Origin of the sequence: Nocardioides albus (genome assembly GCF_014648255.1) — a bacterium.
In the GTDB taxonomy this organism is placed as follows: Bacteria; Actinomycetota; Actinomycetes; order Propionibacteriales; family Nocardioidaceae; genus Nocardioides; species Nocardioides albus.
Genome location: NZ_BMQT01000004.1, coordinates 88,738 through 103,939 on the forward strand (window position 1 = coordinate 88,738; position 15,202 = coordinate 103,939).

18 protein-coding genes and 2 tRNA genes are annotated in these 15,202 nt (G+C 67.0%); 14 read left to right on the forward strand and 6 right to left on the reverse strand.

Annotated elements, in window-relative coordinates; translation table 11 throughout:
- The first annotated feature begins 85 nt into the window (after positions 1 to 85).
- Complete coding sequence (gene gyrA / locus IEY84_RS09410; protein ID WP_229788593.1) at positions 86 to 2,707, forward strand: DNA gyrase subunit A; 2,622 nt, start codon at positions 86 to 88, stop codon at positions 2,705 to 2,707.
- Complete coding sequence (locus IEY84_RS09415) at positions 2,707 to 3,285, forward strand: DUF3566 domain-containing protein (RefSeq protein ID WP_183542414.1); 579 nt, start codon at positions 2,707 to 2,709, stop codon at positions 3,283 to 3,285. Before gyrA ends, IEY84_RS09415 begins: the two co-directional genes overlap by 1 nt.
- A 63-nt stretch (positions 3,286 to 3,348) precedes the next feature.
- Here IEY84_RS09415 and IEY84_RS09420 read toward each other — a convergent pair whose 3' ends face one another.
- Entirely contained in the window at positions 3,349 to 4,332 is a 984-nt protein-coding gene (locus tag IEY84_RS09420) for a type IV toxin-antitoxin system AbiEi family antitoxin domain-containing protein (protein ID WP_183542416.1), read from the reverse strand.
- Between the two features lie 155 nt (positions 4,333 to 4,487).
- On the opposite strand from IEY84_RS09420, the gene IEY84_RS09425 reads away from it, so the two are divergent.
- The 5 genes from IEY84_RS09425 (at position 4,488) to IEY84_RS09440 (ending at position 6,787) form a co-directional block, all read left to right on the forward strand.
- Positions 4,488 to 4,561: transfer RNA gene (locus IEY84_RS09425), tRNA-Ile, on the forward strand.
- 63 nt (positions 4,562 to 4,624) lie between these two features.
- Positions 4,625 to 5,569: a hypothetical protein gene (locus tag IEY84_RS09430; RefSeq protein ID WP_183542418.1), complete on the forward strand. Its 945-nt coding sequence runs from the start codon at positions 4,625 to 4,627 to the stop codon at positions 5,567 to 5,569.
- An 80-nt stretch (positions 5,570 to 5,649) separates the two neighbouring features.
- Positions 5,650 to 5,769 carry a DLW-39 family protein gene (locus tag IEY84_RS26670; protein WP_221208520.1) on the forward strand — a complete coding sequence of 40 codons (120 nt, stop codon included), beginning with the start codon at positions 5,650 to 5,652 and terminating at the stop codon, positions 5,767 to 5,769.
- Between the two features lie 17 nt (positions 5,770 to 5,786).
- Positions 5,787 to 5,859, forward strand: a tRNA-Ala gene (locus tag IEY84_RS09435).
- 607 nt (positions 5,860 to 6,466) lie between these two features.
- Positions 6,467 to 6,787, forward strand: a complete 321-nt coding sequence (locus IEY84_RS09440) for an HNH endonuclease (RefSeq protein WP_229788536.1) — start codon at positions 6,467 to 6,469, stop codon at positions 6,785 to 6,787.
- Here IEY84_RS09440 and IEY84_RS09445 read toward each other — a convergent pair.
- Positions 6,784 to 7,398: a TetR/AcrR family transcriptional regulator gene (locus IEY84_RS09445; RefSeq protein WP_183542422.1), complete on the reverse strand. Its 615-nt coding sequence runs from the start codon at positions 7,396 to 7,398 to the stop codon at positions 6,784 to 6,786. The genes IEY84_RS09440 and IEY84_RS09445 overlap by 4 nt on opposite strands.
- A 69-nt stretch (positions 7,399 to 7,467) precedes the next feature.
- Between IEY84_RS09445 and IEY84_RS09450 the strand changes: the two genes are divergently transcribed.
- A complete protein-coding gene (locus IEY84_RS09450; protein ID WP_183542424.1) occupies positions 7,468 to 8,007 on the forward strand; it encodes a DnaJ family domain-containing protein in 540 nt (179 codons plus the stop codon).
- Positions 8,008 to 8,014: 7 nt separating this feature from the next.
- On the opposite strand, the gene IEY84_RS09455 is transcribed toward IEY84_RS09450, so the two are convergent.
- The 3 genes from IEY84_RS09455 to IEY84_RS09465 form a co-directional block, all read right to left on the reverse strand.
- A complete protein-coding gene (locus IEY84_RS09455) occupies positions 8,015 to 8,617 on the reverse strand; it encodes an SRPBCC domain-containing protein (protein ID WP_183542426.1) in 603 nt (200 codons plus the stop codon).
- Positions 8,617 to 8,949 carry an ArsR/SmtB family transcription factor gene (locus IEY84_RS09460; RefSeq protein ID WP_183542428.1) on the reverse strand — a complete coding sequence of 111 codons (333 nt, stop codon included), beginning with the start codon at positions 8,947 to 8,949 and terminating at the stop codon, positions 8,617 to 8,619. Before IEY84_RS09460 ends, IEY84_RS09455 begins: the two co-directional genes overlap by 1 nt.
- Positions 8,950 to 9,011: 62 nt before the next feature.
- Positions 9,012 to 9,383, reverse strand: a complete 372-nt coding sequence (locus IEY84_RS09465; protein WP_183542430.1) for a hypothetical protein — start codon at positions 9,381 to 9,383, stop codon at positions 9,012 to 9,014.
- A gap of 286 nt (positions 9,384 to 9,669) precedes the next feature.
- Between IEY84_RS09465 and IEY84_RS09470 the strand changes: the two genes are divergently transcribed.
- The 6 genes from IEY84_RS09470 to IEY84_RS09495 all read left to right on the forward strand — a co-directional run bounded on the left by IEY84_RS09470 (position 9,670) and on the right by IEY84_RS09495 (position 14,554).
- On the forward strand, positions 9,670 to 10,707 hold the full coding sequence (locus tag IEY84_RS09470; protein WP_183542432.1) for a TauD/TfdA family dioxygenase: 1,038 nt from the start codon (positions 9,670 to 9,672) through the stop codon (positions 10,705 to 10,707).
- Positions 10,708 to 10,874: 167 nt separating this feature from the next.
- Positions 10,875 to 11,777: a hypothetical protein gene (locus tag IEY84_RS09475; protein WP_183542434.1), complete on the forward strand. Its 903-nt coding sequence runs from the start codon at positions 10,875 to 10,877 to the stop codon at positions 11,775 to 11,777.
- 22 nt (positions 11,778 to 11,799) lie between these two features.
- Positions 11,800 to 12,666 (forward strand): SURF1 family protein, encoded by an 867-nt coding sequence (locus IEY84_RS09480; protein ID WP_183542436.1) that lies wholly within the window; start codon positions 11,800 to 11,802, stop codon positions 12,664 to 12,666.
- Positions 12,663 to 13,034: a DUF3817 domain-containing protein gene (locus IEY84_RS09485; RefSeq protein WP_221208523.1), complete on the forward strand. Its 372-nt coding sequence runs from the start codon at positions 12,663 to 12,665 to the stop codon at positions 13,032 to 13,034. The genes IEY84_RS09480 and IEY84_RS09485 overlap by 4 nt, the downstream gene beginning before the upstream one ends.
- 70 nt (positions 13,035 to 13,104) lie before the next feature.
- The gene (locus tag IEY84_RS09490) at positions 13,105 to 13,620 is read left to right on the forward strand and encodes a peptidylprolyl isomerase (RefSeq protein ID WP_183542438.1); all 516 of its coding nucleotides are present in this window, start codon (positions 13,105 to 13,107) and stop codon (positions 13,618 to 13,620) included.
- A 106-nt stretch (positions 13,621 to 13,726) separates the two neighbouring features.
- Positions 13,727 to 14,554, forward strand: a complete 828-nt coding sequence (locus tag IEY84_RS09495) for a rhomboid family intramembrane serine protease (protein WP_183542440.1) — start codon at positions 13,727 to 13,729, stop codon at positions 14,552 to 14,554.
- Between the two features lie 141 nt (positions 14,555 to 14,695).
- Here the strand turns inward: IEY84_RS09495 and IEY84_RS09500 are convergent, their stop codons facing one another.
- The gene (locus IEY84_RS09500) at positions 14,696 to 15,157 is read right to left on the reverse strand and encodes a cell division protein CrgA (RefSeq protein WP_183542442.1); all 462 of its coding nucleotides are present in this window, start codon (positions 15,155 to 15,157) and stop codon (positions 14,696 to 14,698) included.
- Between the last annotated feature and the right edge of the window lie 45 nt (positions 15,158 to 15,202).

Consider the following 15,202-nt stretch of genomic DNA (forward strand, 5'->3'; position numbering starts at 1 on the left):
TGAAATCGTGACCGAGACTCCTCCGGAAGGCCCAGGGCAGACCGCTGCCGGCGGCCGGATCGAGACCATCGAGCTGCAGTCCTCGATGCAGGCCAGCTACATCGACTACGCGATGGCCGTCATCGTCGGCCGCGCGCTGCCTGACGTACGCGACGGCTTGAAGCCCGTCCACCGCCGGGTGCTCTACGCGATGTACGACGGTGGCTACCGCCCCGACCGCGGCTTCTCCAAGTGCGCCCGTGTCGTCGGTGAGGTGATGGGTAACTACCACCCCCACGGCGACTCGGCGATCTACGACACCCTGGTCCGGCTCGCGCAGCCGTGGGTGCTGCGCAACCCGCTGATCCACGGCCAGGGCAACTTCGGCTCGCCCGGCAACGACCCGGCCGCGGCCATGCGTTACACCGAGTGCCGGATGGCGCCGCTGGCGCTGGAGATGGTCCGCGATATCACCGAGGACACCGTCGACTTCGGCCCCAACTACGACGGCCGCTCCCAGGAGCCTGCCATCCTGCCGGCGCGGTTCCCCAACCTGCTGGTCAACGGCTCGGCCGGCATCGCGGTCGGGATGGCGACCAACATCCCGCCGCACAACCTGCGTGAGGTCGCCTCCGGCGCCAAGTGGTCGCTCGAGCACCCCGACGCCACTCGTGAGGAGCTCCAGGACGCGCTCCTCGAGCGGATCAAGGGCCCCGACTTCCCCAACGGCGCCCTGATCGCCGGCCGCGAGGGCATCGAGCAGGCCTACCGCACCGGCCGCGGCTCGATCACCCAGCGCGCGGTGATCGAGGTCGACGAGGACGCCAAGGGCCGCACCAACCTGGTGATCACCGAGCTCCCCTATATGGTGAACCCGGACAACCTCGCCCAGAAGATCGCCGACCTCGCCGACACCGGCAAGGTGCAGGGCATCGCGGACGTCAAGGACAACACCTCCTCCCGCACCGGGCAGCAGCTCGTGGTCGTGCTCAAGCGCGACGCGGTCGCCCGCGTCGTACTCAACAACCTGCTCAAGCACACCGAGCTTCAGACCAACTTCTCCGCCAACATGCTGGCGCTGGTCGACGGGGTGCCGCGCACCCTGACCCTCGACCAGTTCATCTCCCACTGGGTCGAGCACCAGATCGACGTCATCCGGAGGCGTACGGCGTTCCGGCTGCGGAAGGCCGAGGAGGACGCCCACATCTGGCGCGGCCTGGTCAAGGCTCTCGACCAGCTCGACGCGGTGATCGCGCTGATCCGCTCCTCCCCCGAGGTCGACGACGCTCGCCAGGGCCTGATCCGGCTGCTCGAGATCGACGAGGTCCAGGCCAACGCGATCCTCGACATGCAGCTGCGCCGTCTCGCGGCGCTGGAGCGGCAGAAGATCGTCGACCGTCTGGCCGAGCTCGAGATCATCATCGCCGACCTCGAGGACATCCTCGCCAACGTCGCCCGCCAGCGTCAGATCGTCGGTGACGAGCTCGACGAGATCGTCGCGAAGTACGGCGACGACCGTCGCACGCAGATCATCGCGGCCGACGGCGACCTCTCCATGGAGGACCTCATCCCCGATGAGGAGCTGGTCGTCTCGATCACCCGCGGTGGCTACGCCAAGCGCACCCTCGCGGGTGAATACCGCACCCAGAAGCGCGGCGGGAAGGGCGTACGCGGCGCCACCCTGCGCGGCGACGACGTGGTCGAGCACTTCATCGCGACCACCAACCACCACTGGCTGCTCTTCTTCACCACCGCCGGCCGGGTCTACCGGATCAAGGCCTACAACCTGCCCGAGGCGGCGCGTGACGCCAAGGGTGGTCACGTCGCCGGGCTGCTCTCGTTCCAGCCGGACGAGTCGATCGCCCAGGTGCTCGCGATCCGCGACTACGAGCAGGCGCCCTACCTCGTGCTGGCCACCCGCTCCGGTCTGATCAAGAAGACCCGCCTCGCCGACTACAACTCGCCTCGCCAGGCGGGCGTCATCGCGATCAACTTCCGCGAGGACGACGACGAGCTGATCGGCGCCGAGCTGGTCAACTCCGAGGACGACATCCTGCTGGTCTCCCGCAAGGGCCAGGCGATCCGGTTCCGTGCCGACGACGGTCAGCTGCGGCCGATGGGCCGGGCGACGTCGGGTGTCACCGGCATGAAGTTCCGCGAGGGCGACTCGCTGCTGTCGATGTCGGTCATCCGGGCCGAGCACGTCGCCGCCGAGATCGCGGCTGGCCTCTCGGAGGCCAACGAGGACACCGCTGACGTCGCCGCTCCCATCTCGGGCGCCGAGTCGCCGGACGAGGTCAAGGAGCAGTTCGTCTTCACCATCACCGACGGTGGCTTCGCCAAGCGTACGAAGATCTCCGACTACCGGCTGCAGTCCCGCGGTGGTCTGGGCATCAAGACGATGGCCCTGGCCAACGCCGACCGCGGTGGTCTCGTGGGTGCGTTCATCGTGGTCGACGGCGACGAGATCCTCTCGATCACCGCGACCGGACAGGTCGTACGCAGCCCGATCAACGCCGACTTCCGGCCCACCGGGCGCTCCACCCAGGGCGTCAAGTTCGTCTCGCCCAAGAAGGGCGACTCGGTCGCTGTCGTGGCCCGCTCCGTCGAGGCCCGTGAGGTCGACGATGAAGCTGTCACCGGGACAGAGGTTGCAGATGATGTAACAATCGGTGGAGACGGCGAGCACGGAGCGTCGTCCGAGTCGACCACGGAAGATGAATCCTGATGACGGACCGCACCGCCGACAACACGACCGGGGGAGTCGCGATGACCGAGCGGAACGAGACCGCAGCGCAGCCCGTGACCCAGCGACTCACGGGCACGGTCGCCAACGCGGCCAGTGAGTTCAAGCGTACGACCTCGGCAGCCGCATCCGCGGTGGCCTCGACCGCCCGCACCTCCGGTCCTGCCGGTGCGGAGCGGGCCGCGGCCGGCGGGTCGGCACGCCGGGCCCGACTGAGCCTGAGCCGGATCGACCCATGGTCGGTCATGAAGATGGCCTTCCTGCTCTCGATCGCGCTCAGCGTCGTGGTGATCGTCGCTGTCTTCGTCATCTGGTCCGTGCTCGGCGCCGCCGGCGTGTGGGACGCGATCAACCAAGCGGTCAAGGACGTCGTCGGTGACTCCAGCGCGGGCTGGAACGTGCAGGACTACCTCGGCCTCTCCCGCATCATGGGCTTCACCATGGTCGTCTCGGTCATCAACATCGTCCTGATGACGGCGGTAGCCACCCTCTCCGCGTTCCTCTACAACATGGCCGCCGCACTCCTCGGCGGCGTAGAAGTAGAGCTCACCGAGAACTGAGCCGACGAGACCCGCAACCTGGGGAGGGTTGTCCGAACACCGTTCGGATGGCCCTCCCCAGGTTCATTCGTTCAGGCGGCAGTTCTGCCCGCAGGCCCGCACTCTCCCGCTCCAGCCATTTCTCGTGAGGATCCGTCCTACCCGCGCGGCTGTCTGGCACGGGGTGTCGAACACCTGGTGGAACCGCAGTCGTGCGGTGACCGTCCCCATCTCCGCCAGGTCGTCCAACGAACGGTCCGCATCGCGGGCCTGGTTGCGCCAGGATTCGTGGCCGAGCGCACCATCGAGCTCGACCACCAATGCGTACGCCTCGTACTCGACGTCGCGGTACTGGTTGCCAGAAGCACCGGTCCGTGGCGACTGGCGCCGTCCCGAAGGGAGACCGTGCGCCCGCTCGACCTTGGTGAGATATCCGTGCTCGAGCACCGAGTGCGTGCCGGTCGCGAGGTCGTCGACCAAGGCTTGGATGAGCTTGCGGCGGCGTAGGGAGCGGGCGCGGTTCAGCGCTTCCTGAAGTGTGACAGCGGTGACGTACGACCGGCTGGCCACCTCGGCGACCCGTGCGATCGCATCGATCTCGGACCTGGCCAGGTGGGCCATGGCCAGCGCGTTGTCCTCGACCTTGAGGCGCGGTGGGGTGCCTCCGTACGCCTTCAGCCCGAGGTCGCGCATCCGATGGATGACGAGGCCAGGCTGGGGCATGACCTTGCGGGAGTGGTCGATGGCCACGTGGATCGGTCGGCCGTCGTCGCGTCCTCGCGGGGCCTCGAGGCTCTCTCGACAGAGCAGGGCCGGAGCAGCGTAGAGCACTGCTGCCCAGGCGCGTTGCTCCCAGGTGAGAGGCCCGGTGTGGTCGACGTATACCCGCGGGTGCACGCGCCGCAGCTCGTTGCGGCGCACGGCGCGCTCGATGTCGATCCGGCTGAGGCCACCGGCCGTGAGCTGAGCGTAAGTGGTCACGCCGTCCTGCATCCGCCGCTGAGCGTCGAGCATCCGTGCCGCATCTTCGCGCGCGAAGATCGCCTCGAGGTCCTCCGAGTCGGACATGCTGGCACTCTAACCCTGGGGAGGCCTATCCGAACCAGGCTCGGACAGACCTCCCCAGGGTCCGCGGGGGCTCATCGTTTTGGTTCCTCGGGTGGCCGCCGGGTAATGTTTCCTCTCGCCTGCTGGTAGGGGCTTCCACCCTCCAGTTGGCGCCTGCGCTTATAGCTCAGACGGTTAGAGCACCACACTGATAATGTGGGGGTCGGAGGTTCAAGTCCTCCTAAGCGCACAGCATCGCCCTGAACTCCGGTTCGGGGCGTTTCTGCTTTTCAGGCATGCGAACATCAACGTCATGACCAAGATCGACCTTCCGTTCGACCTCGACTCCATCCCCGGACGTACGCGCCGGTGGGTCAAGGGCGGGATGAAACGCACCGACCGGTGGGTGCAGGGGCTCGGTGGACGCGTCGGCCCACTCATCCCCAACACGCTGGCCACCGGGGGCGTCGGCGACTGGACCCCGCAGGGGCTGGGCCATGATCCCGAGACCAACCTGCTGGCACAGAGCTATTACTCCCATGACAACGGGTCGGCGCTGGTGCTGGTCGACCTGAAGAGCGGCCGGTCCGCCGCCGAGGTGCTGCTGGTGGGCTACCGCGGCAAGGCCGGCCCCGGGCACGCCGGCGGTGTCGCGATCGACGGCGACGACGTGTGGGTCTCCAAGGGGGCTGCGGGCGCCGGTCGGCTCTACCGCTACTCGCTCTCCGCGATCGGCGAGTCGACCAAGGGCGCCGAGGTGGAGCCGGTCGAGGCGCCGACGAAGGTGGCGGCCGGCTCGTACTGTCGGATCCGCGGAGACCGTCTGTACGTCGGAGGCTTCGCCAAGCAGACGCTGTACGCCTACGCCAGGGCCGAGGATGGTGAGTGGGACTTCTCCGAGCCGGTCCTCTCGACCACCACGCCGCCGCAGGTCCAAGGCGTCGTGGTGCGTGGCGCTGAGTACGTCTTCTCCTCCTCGTTCGGTCGCCACCGGCCGAGCACGATCTTCATCTGCGAGCGGAAGCCGGACGGCGGGGTCGGCGCGGTCCGGCGCCAGTACAAGTTCCCCAACATGGCTGAGGCGATCGTCGAGGTCTCCGGTGAGCTCATCACCACCTACGAGTCTGGCGCCTCCCCCTACAGTCGGCCCGCGGCGTACGGGTTCGGGATCTTGATCGGTCGGATGTGGGCGAGCACCCACATGACCTGCACGCCCATCGCCTCGCTCGGCCTGGCGCCGGACCCGGGTGCCGGGTGATTTCGTACGCCTCAGGGCGGGCCGGTACGCTTTCCTGGTCTAACGGGCAGCGATGCTCACCACGACTTGCAGGAGATGACATGAAGAAGATCGTCCTCGTACTGCTGGCCGCGGCTGGCATCATCCTCGCCAAGAAGAAGCTCGACCAGTCAAACCCCGAGAAGGGGCACTGGGCCGAGGCGACCGACACGGTGAGCTGACCGACGGACACCCGTCCGGGGCGTTGGCGCAATTGGTAGCGCACCTGCTTTGCAAGCAGGGGGTTAGGGGTTCGAGTCCCCTACGCTCCACCCACTCTGACCAGGCAAAACGCGAAAGCGCCTGTCTGGCCATCGTGTACGAGAGAACCGACGCTCCGTGTCGCGGAAATGAAGAAGAGCGCCCAGTCCGTAGACCGAGCGCTCACTCTCCAGGGCCGCACCTAGAACCGCAACGTCTCGTGGAGGATGCTGATCCTCACTCACGAGCCACGCCAGTCCTTTGTCACGATACGACGTCGGGGGGAACCGTCGCATCGTCACTTTTGCTGGCCCTTCGCCAGCAGACCCACACTCACGTCCGCCAACTGGGCCGCGGCACCAACGGCGCAGTTCGTGGTGTCACTCGCCATATAGGAGAAGTCACCCTGACCGCTCCGTTGGTACCTCTCCGGTAACCGCCCATCCGCCGACCGATGCATGTGATCCCGATCCTGCCGCCCGACGATGGCCGACACTGCAAGCGACGTCGAGGAGCGCAAAGCAGCCATGGGTCATACTGGTTCTGGCAGTGATCCGTGGAGCCGGAGAAGGTGCGGGAGGCGGAGCGGGGATGCAGCGGAACCGTAGATCCTCTCCTGTGGCGACTGCGTCGACGCGCAAGCGCTATGCCAAGAGGCGACAACGCAGGCTCGCTCGGGTGGACAACGACCTCACGGCGGAGCAATGGGCTGCGCTGATCGAAGCGTGGCGCGGGTGCGCCTACTGCCGGGCGGACGGCGTGCCCCTCCAGCGCGACTGCGTCATGCCCATCTCTCGTGGCGGTCGATACACGCTGGAGAACGTGGTCCCTGCATGCGCATCCTGCAACGCGAGCAAGCACAACAGCGAGGTGACGGGGTGGATGCGACGCAAGAAGCTCGACGAACGCACGTTCCTCGTGCGGAACGCGGAAATCCTTCGTGCGATTCGGACCGAACCAGCCAGGGCTGTTGTGCCCGGTATCCAGATAGACAACTAGAACGCTGGCCGTTCTGACGGATGAAAGAGTCTGCCCAGGTGCTGATCGATCGCGGCCAGTGCGGCCTGGGGTGTGACCACGTCGAGCTCGAGCAGCGGGGTGAACCCGGTCAGCGCGAGGATGAGGTCGGTCTCGACAGTCGGGTCACGGTCTGAGGGGATCTGCCCGTCGGCCAGCGCCTGCCGGATGAGGCGCTCGACCATCGCCTTCCCCTCTCGCAGCCCGAGGGACGCCTGTGCCTGCAGGTCCGGGTTGTGGAGCGCCTCGAGGACGTAGGCGGCGTTCATGCGGCTGGTCGTACGGGCGTCGGGTTGCAGCGGAAGCATCTCGGTGATGACCACTCGCAGCACCTCCCGAGGGTGCGGAGGCTGGTCGAGAGCGGCCAGGCCGTGCGTGACCCGGTGTGATGTCTGTTCGGCGGCGAAGTCGATCGCGAAGGTGAGCATCGCTGTGCGCGAGGAGAAGTAGTGCTGCAGTTGTCCGAGGGAGACCCCCGCCTCGCGGGCGACCTCGCGCATGGTCGCTCGTGCCCATCCCTGCTGCTCAACGACCCGCCACAGTGCATGCGCGATCGCTTCGCGTCGCTCGCGGTGGTCGACCTGCTTCGGCATCACGGCCCCTTCTCTTTTCAATACGTATGACATAATACAGGTGACTTGAAAAAGCCGAATGGGGTGACGATGACCGATCAGGAGCTGTCGATCGCCAGGGGCGGCGTACTTTTACACGATCCCTATGCCGTCGCGATCGACGAAGGGGTCGCGGTCACCCTGCTCGCTGACCTCCAGGTGCGGAGAGCGATCGCGCGTGGCGAGTTCGACGACCTGCCTGGGAGCGGCGAGCCGATCGACCTACCTGATCAGCACGACCCGGAGTGGTGGGTCCGGAGCATCGTCCAACGTGAGCACATCGCGTTGCTGCCACCGTCCATCCAGCTGCGCAAGGACGACGCCGCCCTGGACGGACGCCTCGACGAGATGTCCGATGAGACGGCGGTACGACGCGAGATCGACGACTTCAACGTGCGTGTGGTCCGGGCTCGCTACGAGCTGCCGTCGGGACCGCCGTTGATCACCATGCCGCGTGACCCCGACGCAACCGTGCAGGCCTGGGCCGACCGTCGAGCGGCGCGAGCCGAGCGGGGGCGTCAGGCCGCGCGCGTGGACGATCCCGCTCCGCGCCGGCGCCGCCGGCGGTTCCGGCTCTTCAGGAGCCGGTGAGGGGCGCTCAGGTCGCGATCAGTGCGGCGTACTTCGGTCGCAGCGCGTCGGTCCGGTCCTTGACGCGTTGGACGAGGAGAGCTGAGGTCTCCGGTGTCAGGGTGGTGGGACCGTCGTCGAGGAGGTCGGCGAGCTCGTCCAGGCAGACGTGCCAGCCGACGGCGGTGTCGGTGTTACCGGTGGGGCCGCCTAGCCAGGTGGTGAAGGTGAGGCGGGTGCCGTCCTCGGTGGGCTCGAGCTCGAAGCGGAGCAGGTCGGTCAGATCCTCCCGGCCGTCCATCCCCCAGGTGAGCTCGAAGGTCCGAGGCGGGTCCCACACCCGCAGCTCCCCTTCCGAGACGTAGTCGCCCGGGTCGACGCCCATGTCCTCGATCGCCTCGGCCGTGCTCGCCAGCTCCAGCCCCTCGGGCCAGAACGGGAGGCTCAGGCGCGCGCCGGCAACGCGTTCGCCGACGATGTCCGCCGGGAACCAGTGCCGCAGGCCGTCCGTCTCGGTCAGCGCCCGCCACACCTTCTCCGGTGAGTGGTGAAGCAGACGTACGTAGCGAAGGCCCGTCCGCTCGCCGTCGTGGAGCACTTCGCCCAGCGGGCCGGTGGTCGTTTCGGTCATCAGTTCTCCTCGTGGTCGGGGTCGTCGAGCTGGTCCAGGTGTCGCTCGAGCGCGTCCAGGCGTTCGGCCCACACCCGGCGGTACGGCGCAAGCCATTCCTCCAGCTCTCGGAGCCGATCGGCCCGCAGCCGGTAGTGGCGCCGCGGCCCGTCGATGCGTACCTGCACCAGCTCGGCCTCGCCCAGCGTCCGCAGGTGCTTGGACACGTTCGGCTGGGCGAGCCCGAGACTCTCGACGAGCTCTCCCACCGCCATCTCGCGCTGACAGAGCAGGTCGAGGATCTGCCGACGGGTCGGGTCGGCGATCGCGCTGAAGACGTCACGGGTGGGCACCACCCAAACATGCCTCAATTGGAATATTCCTGTCAAGGCATGTTTGCTAGACCCGGTGCCTCTCAGCCGATGGTGACCGTCAGAAGAAAGACCCCGAGGATGTAGAGGGCAATCGCGAGTACGCCGCCGGCCGCGACGACGAGGACGGCGAGCTTGCGGCGCGCCAGGCGGACGATCCCCCAGATGCCGAAGGCGAGCCAGCAGACCCACGGGGTGAAGACCATGATGGCGACGCCGATGTTCATCAGCGTGTAGTTGCAGGTCTCGAAGCATCCGTCGCTGGCCATGATCGAGAACGCGCCGATGAAGCTGGCTACGGCGCATCCGCCGAGCCCGAGCACGATCAGGACGATCGTCAGCACCTGGTCGGCGGTCGAGCCACCGAATCCTGCCGTCGATCTCGCTGGAGCTCCCGGAGGATTCGTCGCTGCCATGGTGCTCAGCGTAGAGGCTCGAGCGGGAGGCGTACGGACTCGAAAAGCCGCGCCCGGCGGGGAGTTTTCCGGTAACTGACGAGCGGCAATGTGGATACATTCCCTAAACAGGTTCAGGCCGTTTACGCAAGGGGCCTAATACCTATCGTCTCGATATTTGGACCTATCACTCGTTTGAATTCCGTACGGCGGAACAAAGTGGTCCTGAAAGCATCGAAATCCTTTGGCGGGCGCCAGAAAACGCTCTGACGAAACCCTCCACTGCAAAGTCCGAAAGGTCAATGTCGTGGGCGCAAAGTCCGTAGTCACCCGGGTCGAGATGACCCCAGCAGAGTCCCAGGCCGCAGCGAAGCTGTCGGAGTCCTTGCTCGACCGATTCCAGAACCCGGTCGCGTCGGAGTTCCTCGAGACCGCGCCGTTCCTCGGCGGTGATATTCCCATCAGCGTCGCCCAGGCGCTCCGTGCATTCCGCTACGGCGATGCGACCGACGCGCTGGTGATCAGTGGTCTCCCGGTGACCGCTGGCCCGACCCCGCCGCACTGGAACCACCCCGACGCCCAGGCTCCTCACATGGCCGACTTCTGGCTCGCGCTGATCATGGCGCAGCTCGGCGACGCGGTCTCCTGGTCCTCGCTGCAGGGTGGCCAGCTGGTCAACAACATCCTGCCGATCCAGAAGCAGGAGAGCCTGCAGACCGGACACAGCAGCGATGTGGTGCTCGACCTCCACATCGAGGACGCGTTCAGCAACCTCCGGTGCGACCATCTCGGACTGATCTCGCTGCGCAACGAGGACATGGTCCCGACCACCGCGGTCGGCATCAGCTCGATCGACGTGACCGGCCCTGAGTACGCCCCGCTGTTCGAGGCGCGCTACGTCATCCGCCCCGACGACGAGCACCTGCGCAACCTTCGCGAGGCCGGCGTCAACGAGGGTGAGCTGCTCGCCGCGCCGACCGCAGTTCTCTCCGGCTCCCCGCAGGCCCCGGACGTTCGGCTCGACCCGCCCTACATGTCCGCCCTGCCGGGTGATGTCGAGGCGGACCGTGCGCTCCAGCTCCTCATCATGGAGCTCTCCGCGAACGTCGAGGACGTCGCGCTGGCCCCCGGCGAGATCCTCATCGTCGACAACCACCGTGCACTGCACGGCCGCAAACCGTTCACGGCTCGCTACGACGGCACCGACCGTTGGCTGCGCCGCCTCACGACCGTCAAGGACCTGCGCCGCAGCCGGGTCGCTCGGTCGGAGGCCTCTTCGCGCATCATCGACCCGGTGCTCGAGCCTCTCCCTGGATCCCTTGAGCTCACAGGCGCTGGTCGCTGACGCTCGGGATACTGGAGGCCGCAGGCGTTTCGCCTGCGGCCTCCTTCTATTTCGTGACGCTTCGGTCGACGTGGGTGACGTCTCGGTCAACGTGGGTGACGTCTCGGCGCCTATCCGGCGGGCGGATCTGCCGCGGTACGTGATGAGGATCGGGAATACTCGTGCGGGTGAACGTGAGGCGATGGGGCATCTCCGCGCTGGCCGCCGGCCTGGCGCTTGCGATGGTCGGCTGTGGGGACGACAGCGAGCCGAAGAAGCCGGAGGCGGCCCCGAGCGAGGCCGACCATCCCGCGTACGCCACGACGATGGACCCCGCCGCGGCCGCCATGTCCTTCGTTCCTGCCGACGCGCGGACGCTGGCGGTGACCGACTACGACGAAGTGAAGTCTCTCTTCGGGCTCGATGCGGTCACCAGCCGGTCGAGTCCCGCTGATCAGAAGGACCTGTGGAACCGGGCCGACAAGGAGGCCGCACAGGTCAGCGGCGGGCTGCTGCGCGGGGTCGACCAGCGCCTGCGGGACAAGTTCTCGTGGGGCGCGGCCGATGTGGCCTGGGAGGCGAAGTTCGCCGGCGGCGGCAAGGAAGGGTTCGTCATCAAGGTCGCCGACCGCGCCGATCCCCGGCAGGCGATCAAGGCCGGCATCGGACCGCTGAGGGGCGCCGAGTTCGACCCGAAGACCCACCTGATCACCAAGAACACCGCGGCCCCGGACGCCGAGAACTGGGCAGCCGACGAGGCGATGGTGGCCGTCGCCGGAGGACCGGCCACCTCGACGTACGTCGTGAAGGGCTGTGCCGAGGGTGGGCCGAAGGAGAAGACCCGGCTGGCTCCGATCGAGGCCTACTCCGTCGAGTTCGGCGGCGGGCTGGCGACCCTGCGCGTCGGCGAGGACCGCGACGACCTGTTCGTCCGACTGAAGCTGGGGGACCAGGCCGCTGCGTACAAGAAGGTCTTCACCAACGGTGTCGCAGATCCGTCCACGGGACGGATCGGGTTCCGGGTGACGAACCCGGTGACGGCGGCCACCTTGGTGACCAGCGATCCCGTCCCATTCGCGGTCTGCGACTGAGCCCCCGTACTCTGGGAGTGCTATGGCCGCCCAGAACAGTCCCCCGCACCGTGCCGTTCCACGTGGGATGTTCTCCCCGAGGCTGTGGGGTGCGCACGCGCTGGTGGTGATCTTCGTGACCGGCGCGGTGCTGCTCGGGGTGTGGCAGTACCAGTCGAGCCAGCAGGACAAGCAGGACCAGGTCGCAGAGCTGGTGCACGCGAAGCCGAAGGCATTCACCGACCTGATCGGGCCCAACGACGCCTTTCCGTGGGAACAGATCGGCCGTCCGGTGACGGTCTCCGGGATCTGGATGCCCGAGGAGACCATCTTCGTCGACGGGATGGAGCGAGGCTCCCAGGTCGGCTTCTGGGCGGTCACGCCGGTGCTCGTCGAGGACACTGAGTCGGCCGTCTACGTCGTACGTGGCTGGACCCCCGAGGTCGGCAGCGCACCGCCCGCGCCGCGTGGCCGTGTCACCGTCACCGGCTGGCTGCAGCCGAGCGACTGGACCGACGTCGCCGACGACCGCAAGTCCGACAACGTCTTCCCGCAGCTCGACGTCTCCGACCTGATCTCGCGCACCAGCTACGACCTCTACAGCGCCTACGTGGTGCGCTCGCCCGTCGAGGCCAACTGGCCGGCCAGCTCGATGCCGGTCAACGACGGTGCCACCGACGTCGCCGACGTGCCGGCTCCACAGCTGCCCGAGCCGGAGGCCACGACCGGGCTCCGCAACCTCCTCTACGCGATCGAGTGGTGGCTGTTCGGCGTCTTCGCGATCTACGTGTGGTGGCGCTACGTGCGCGACACCTTGCGGGGACCCGAAGACGGCGATGACGAGAACGAGGACGCGACACCGACCCCTGAGAACGCCCCTCAGGAAAGCCGCGTACCCTCCGAGGCGTGAGTCTTTCCGGCAACCTGCTCGCTTATCGGATCATGGCCACCATCGTGGGTGTGCTGCTTGTGGTGCTGTGCCTCATCGGCCTTCCGCTCCACTACGGCTACCTGGTCAGCGACGCAGCGTGGCTGGCCAAGGACAGCGGTGCCGGCTGGCAGCTGGGTTCCGACATCTCGGAGTACCTCGGCGTCGCCCACGGCTGGCTCTACATGATCTTCCTGCTCACGGCGTTCCTGCTGTCGCGCAAGGCGGCCTGGCCGATGCCCTTCACCATCGTCACTGCGCTATGCGGCACTGTCCCGGTGCTCAGCTTCTGGGCCGAGCACCGCGCCACCAAGCTGACGCGGGTTGCGATCGAGGCCTCAGCCGCCTGATCTCCAGCCGCCATGTGGGAGGATCGGGGAGTTACATCCCGTACCAATCCCAATGTCGGAAGGGCAGGTCATGGCTGACCAGAAGGCCATCCTCCACACCAACCACGGTGACATCACGATCACCCTGTTCCCCAACCACGCGCCGGAGACCGTCGACAACTTCGTCGGTCTGGCGAAGGGGACGAAGGACTACACGGACGACGCGGGCCGTTCGGGCGTTCCCTACTACGACGGTCTCGGCTTCCACCGGGTCATCCCCGGATTCATGATCCAGGGCGGTTGTCCCCTGGGCACCGGTACGGGCGGCCCGGGCTACACCTTCAAGGACGAGCCTCACCCCGAGCTCACCTTCGACAAGCCCTACCTGCTCGCGATGGCCAACGCCGGGGCCGGCACCAACGGCTCGCAGTTCTTCATCACGACCGGCCAGGCGCCGTGGCTGAACTTCAAGCACACCATCTTCGGCGAGGTCGCCGACGAGGAGTCGAAGAAGACCGTCGACTCGATCTCCGGCACCAAGACCGGCGCGATGGACCGCCCGGTCGAGCCGGTCGTCATCGAGACGGTCGAGATCGTCGAGGGCTGAGTTGTCGGACCCGACTCCGGTCGGGGTGCCGGTCTGCTACCGCCACCCCGACCGTGAGACGCACATTCGCTGTCAGCGCTGCAGCCGCTCCATCTGCCCTGACTGCATGACGCCCGCCTCGGTGGGCTTCCAGTGCCCCGAGTGCATGCGCGAGGGCCAGAAGTCCGTGCGCCAGCCCAAGCGTTTCACCGGCGCACGGGTCGGGTTCCGGGCGCTCCCGGTGACCTTCTCGCTCATCGGTGTCAATGTCCTGGTGTGGCTGAGCATCATCCTCACCGGATGGCACTCGTCCGTGCTGACGCAGGTGCTCCCGATCCGCTTCAGGCAGTTCTGCCTCGGGCCGGACGACCGACCGGTCGTTGTGCCGCGGGAAGCCTGTGCGCAGGCGGCTGAGTTCGGTTCCCGTTGGTATCCCGGGGTCGATGACGGTGCGGTGTGGCAACTGCTCACTTCGGTGTTCACGCACATCGACCTTCTGCACATCGCTGTCAACATGCTCTCGCTCTACATGCTTGGCTCGTTCCTCGAGCCGATCGTGGGACGGCTCCGGTTCTTGGTCTTCTACCTGATCTCTGGCCTCGCCGGGTCAGTGCTGGTGCTGTGGGCGACCGATCCGAATGCGGCGACCGTAGGTACCGTCGGCGCCTCCGGCGCGATCTTCGGGCTCCTTGGCGTCCTGGTGGTGCTCTTCGTCCGGGCCGGGCAGTCGCTCGCCCCACTGCTGCCGGTGCTCCTGATCAACGCCGGCATCACCTTCTTCGGCAACGGCATCTCCTGGCAGGGGCACGTCGGTGGCTTCGTCGGCGGTCTCGTCGTCGCGGGCATCTTCACCCAGTTCCGGGCCGACCGGAAGGCGCCGTTGCAATGGGCCGCCCTGGGCGGCTTCACGTTGGTGTTGCTTGCGGCGGTCGGCGTACGAATGGCCTTGTTCTGACGCCTTGGCGTCAGGTGTTTTCGGGGCGTTTTCACGGCGTGGACAAATCCACAGGTGTGGAGGAGCCTGTGGAGAACTACATCCGTGTAATGCAAAGCGGCGCAACCGCAAGGGTTGCGCCGCTTTCGCTGTGTTCGGAGGCTACTCCCACTTCGTGGCGAAGGTGAAGCCCACCGCCATGAAGCCGATGCCGACCAGGAGGTTCTTCTGGCCCAGGTCGTTGAAGACCGGGATCTTGTCCAGGTGGTCGTTGGCGAAGACGTAGAAGACGCAGATCCAGATCAGGCCGATCAGGAAGCAGCCGAGCATGCCGACCACGACGCCGCGGCCACGGCCGAGCGGGGTCTTCGGGCTGGCGGCGACGGCCAGGCCGGCGAAGAGGAGAAGGAAGCCGATGAGGTAGTTCCACCCCTCGAGCTTCTGGAGCGGCTTCGGGCCGGTGAAGTCGCCACCGACCTCGTTCGGGCGCACGCCGAGGTAGTAGTAGGCGATCCAGCCGATGCCGAGGGCGATCAGCAACAGGGCGACCCCGAAGCGGGGAGTGAAGATCGGATCCTTGGGCAGGTCCAGATCACTCTTCTTCGAGAGCTTGAGCTTGGCCACGGGTGATGCTCCTCAGACAAAATGTGATTGCTGCGCATACCCTAG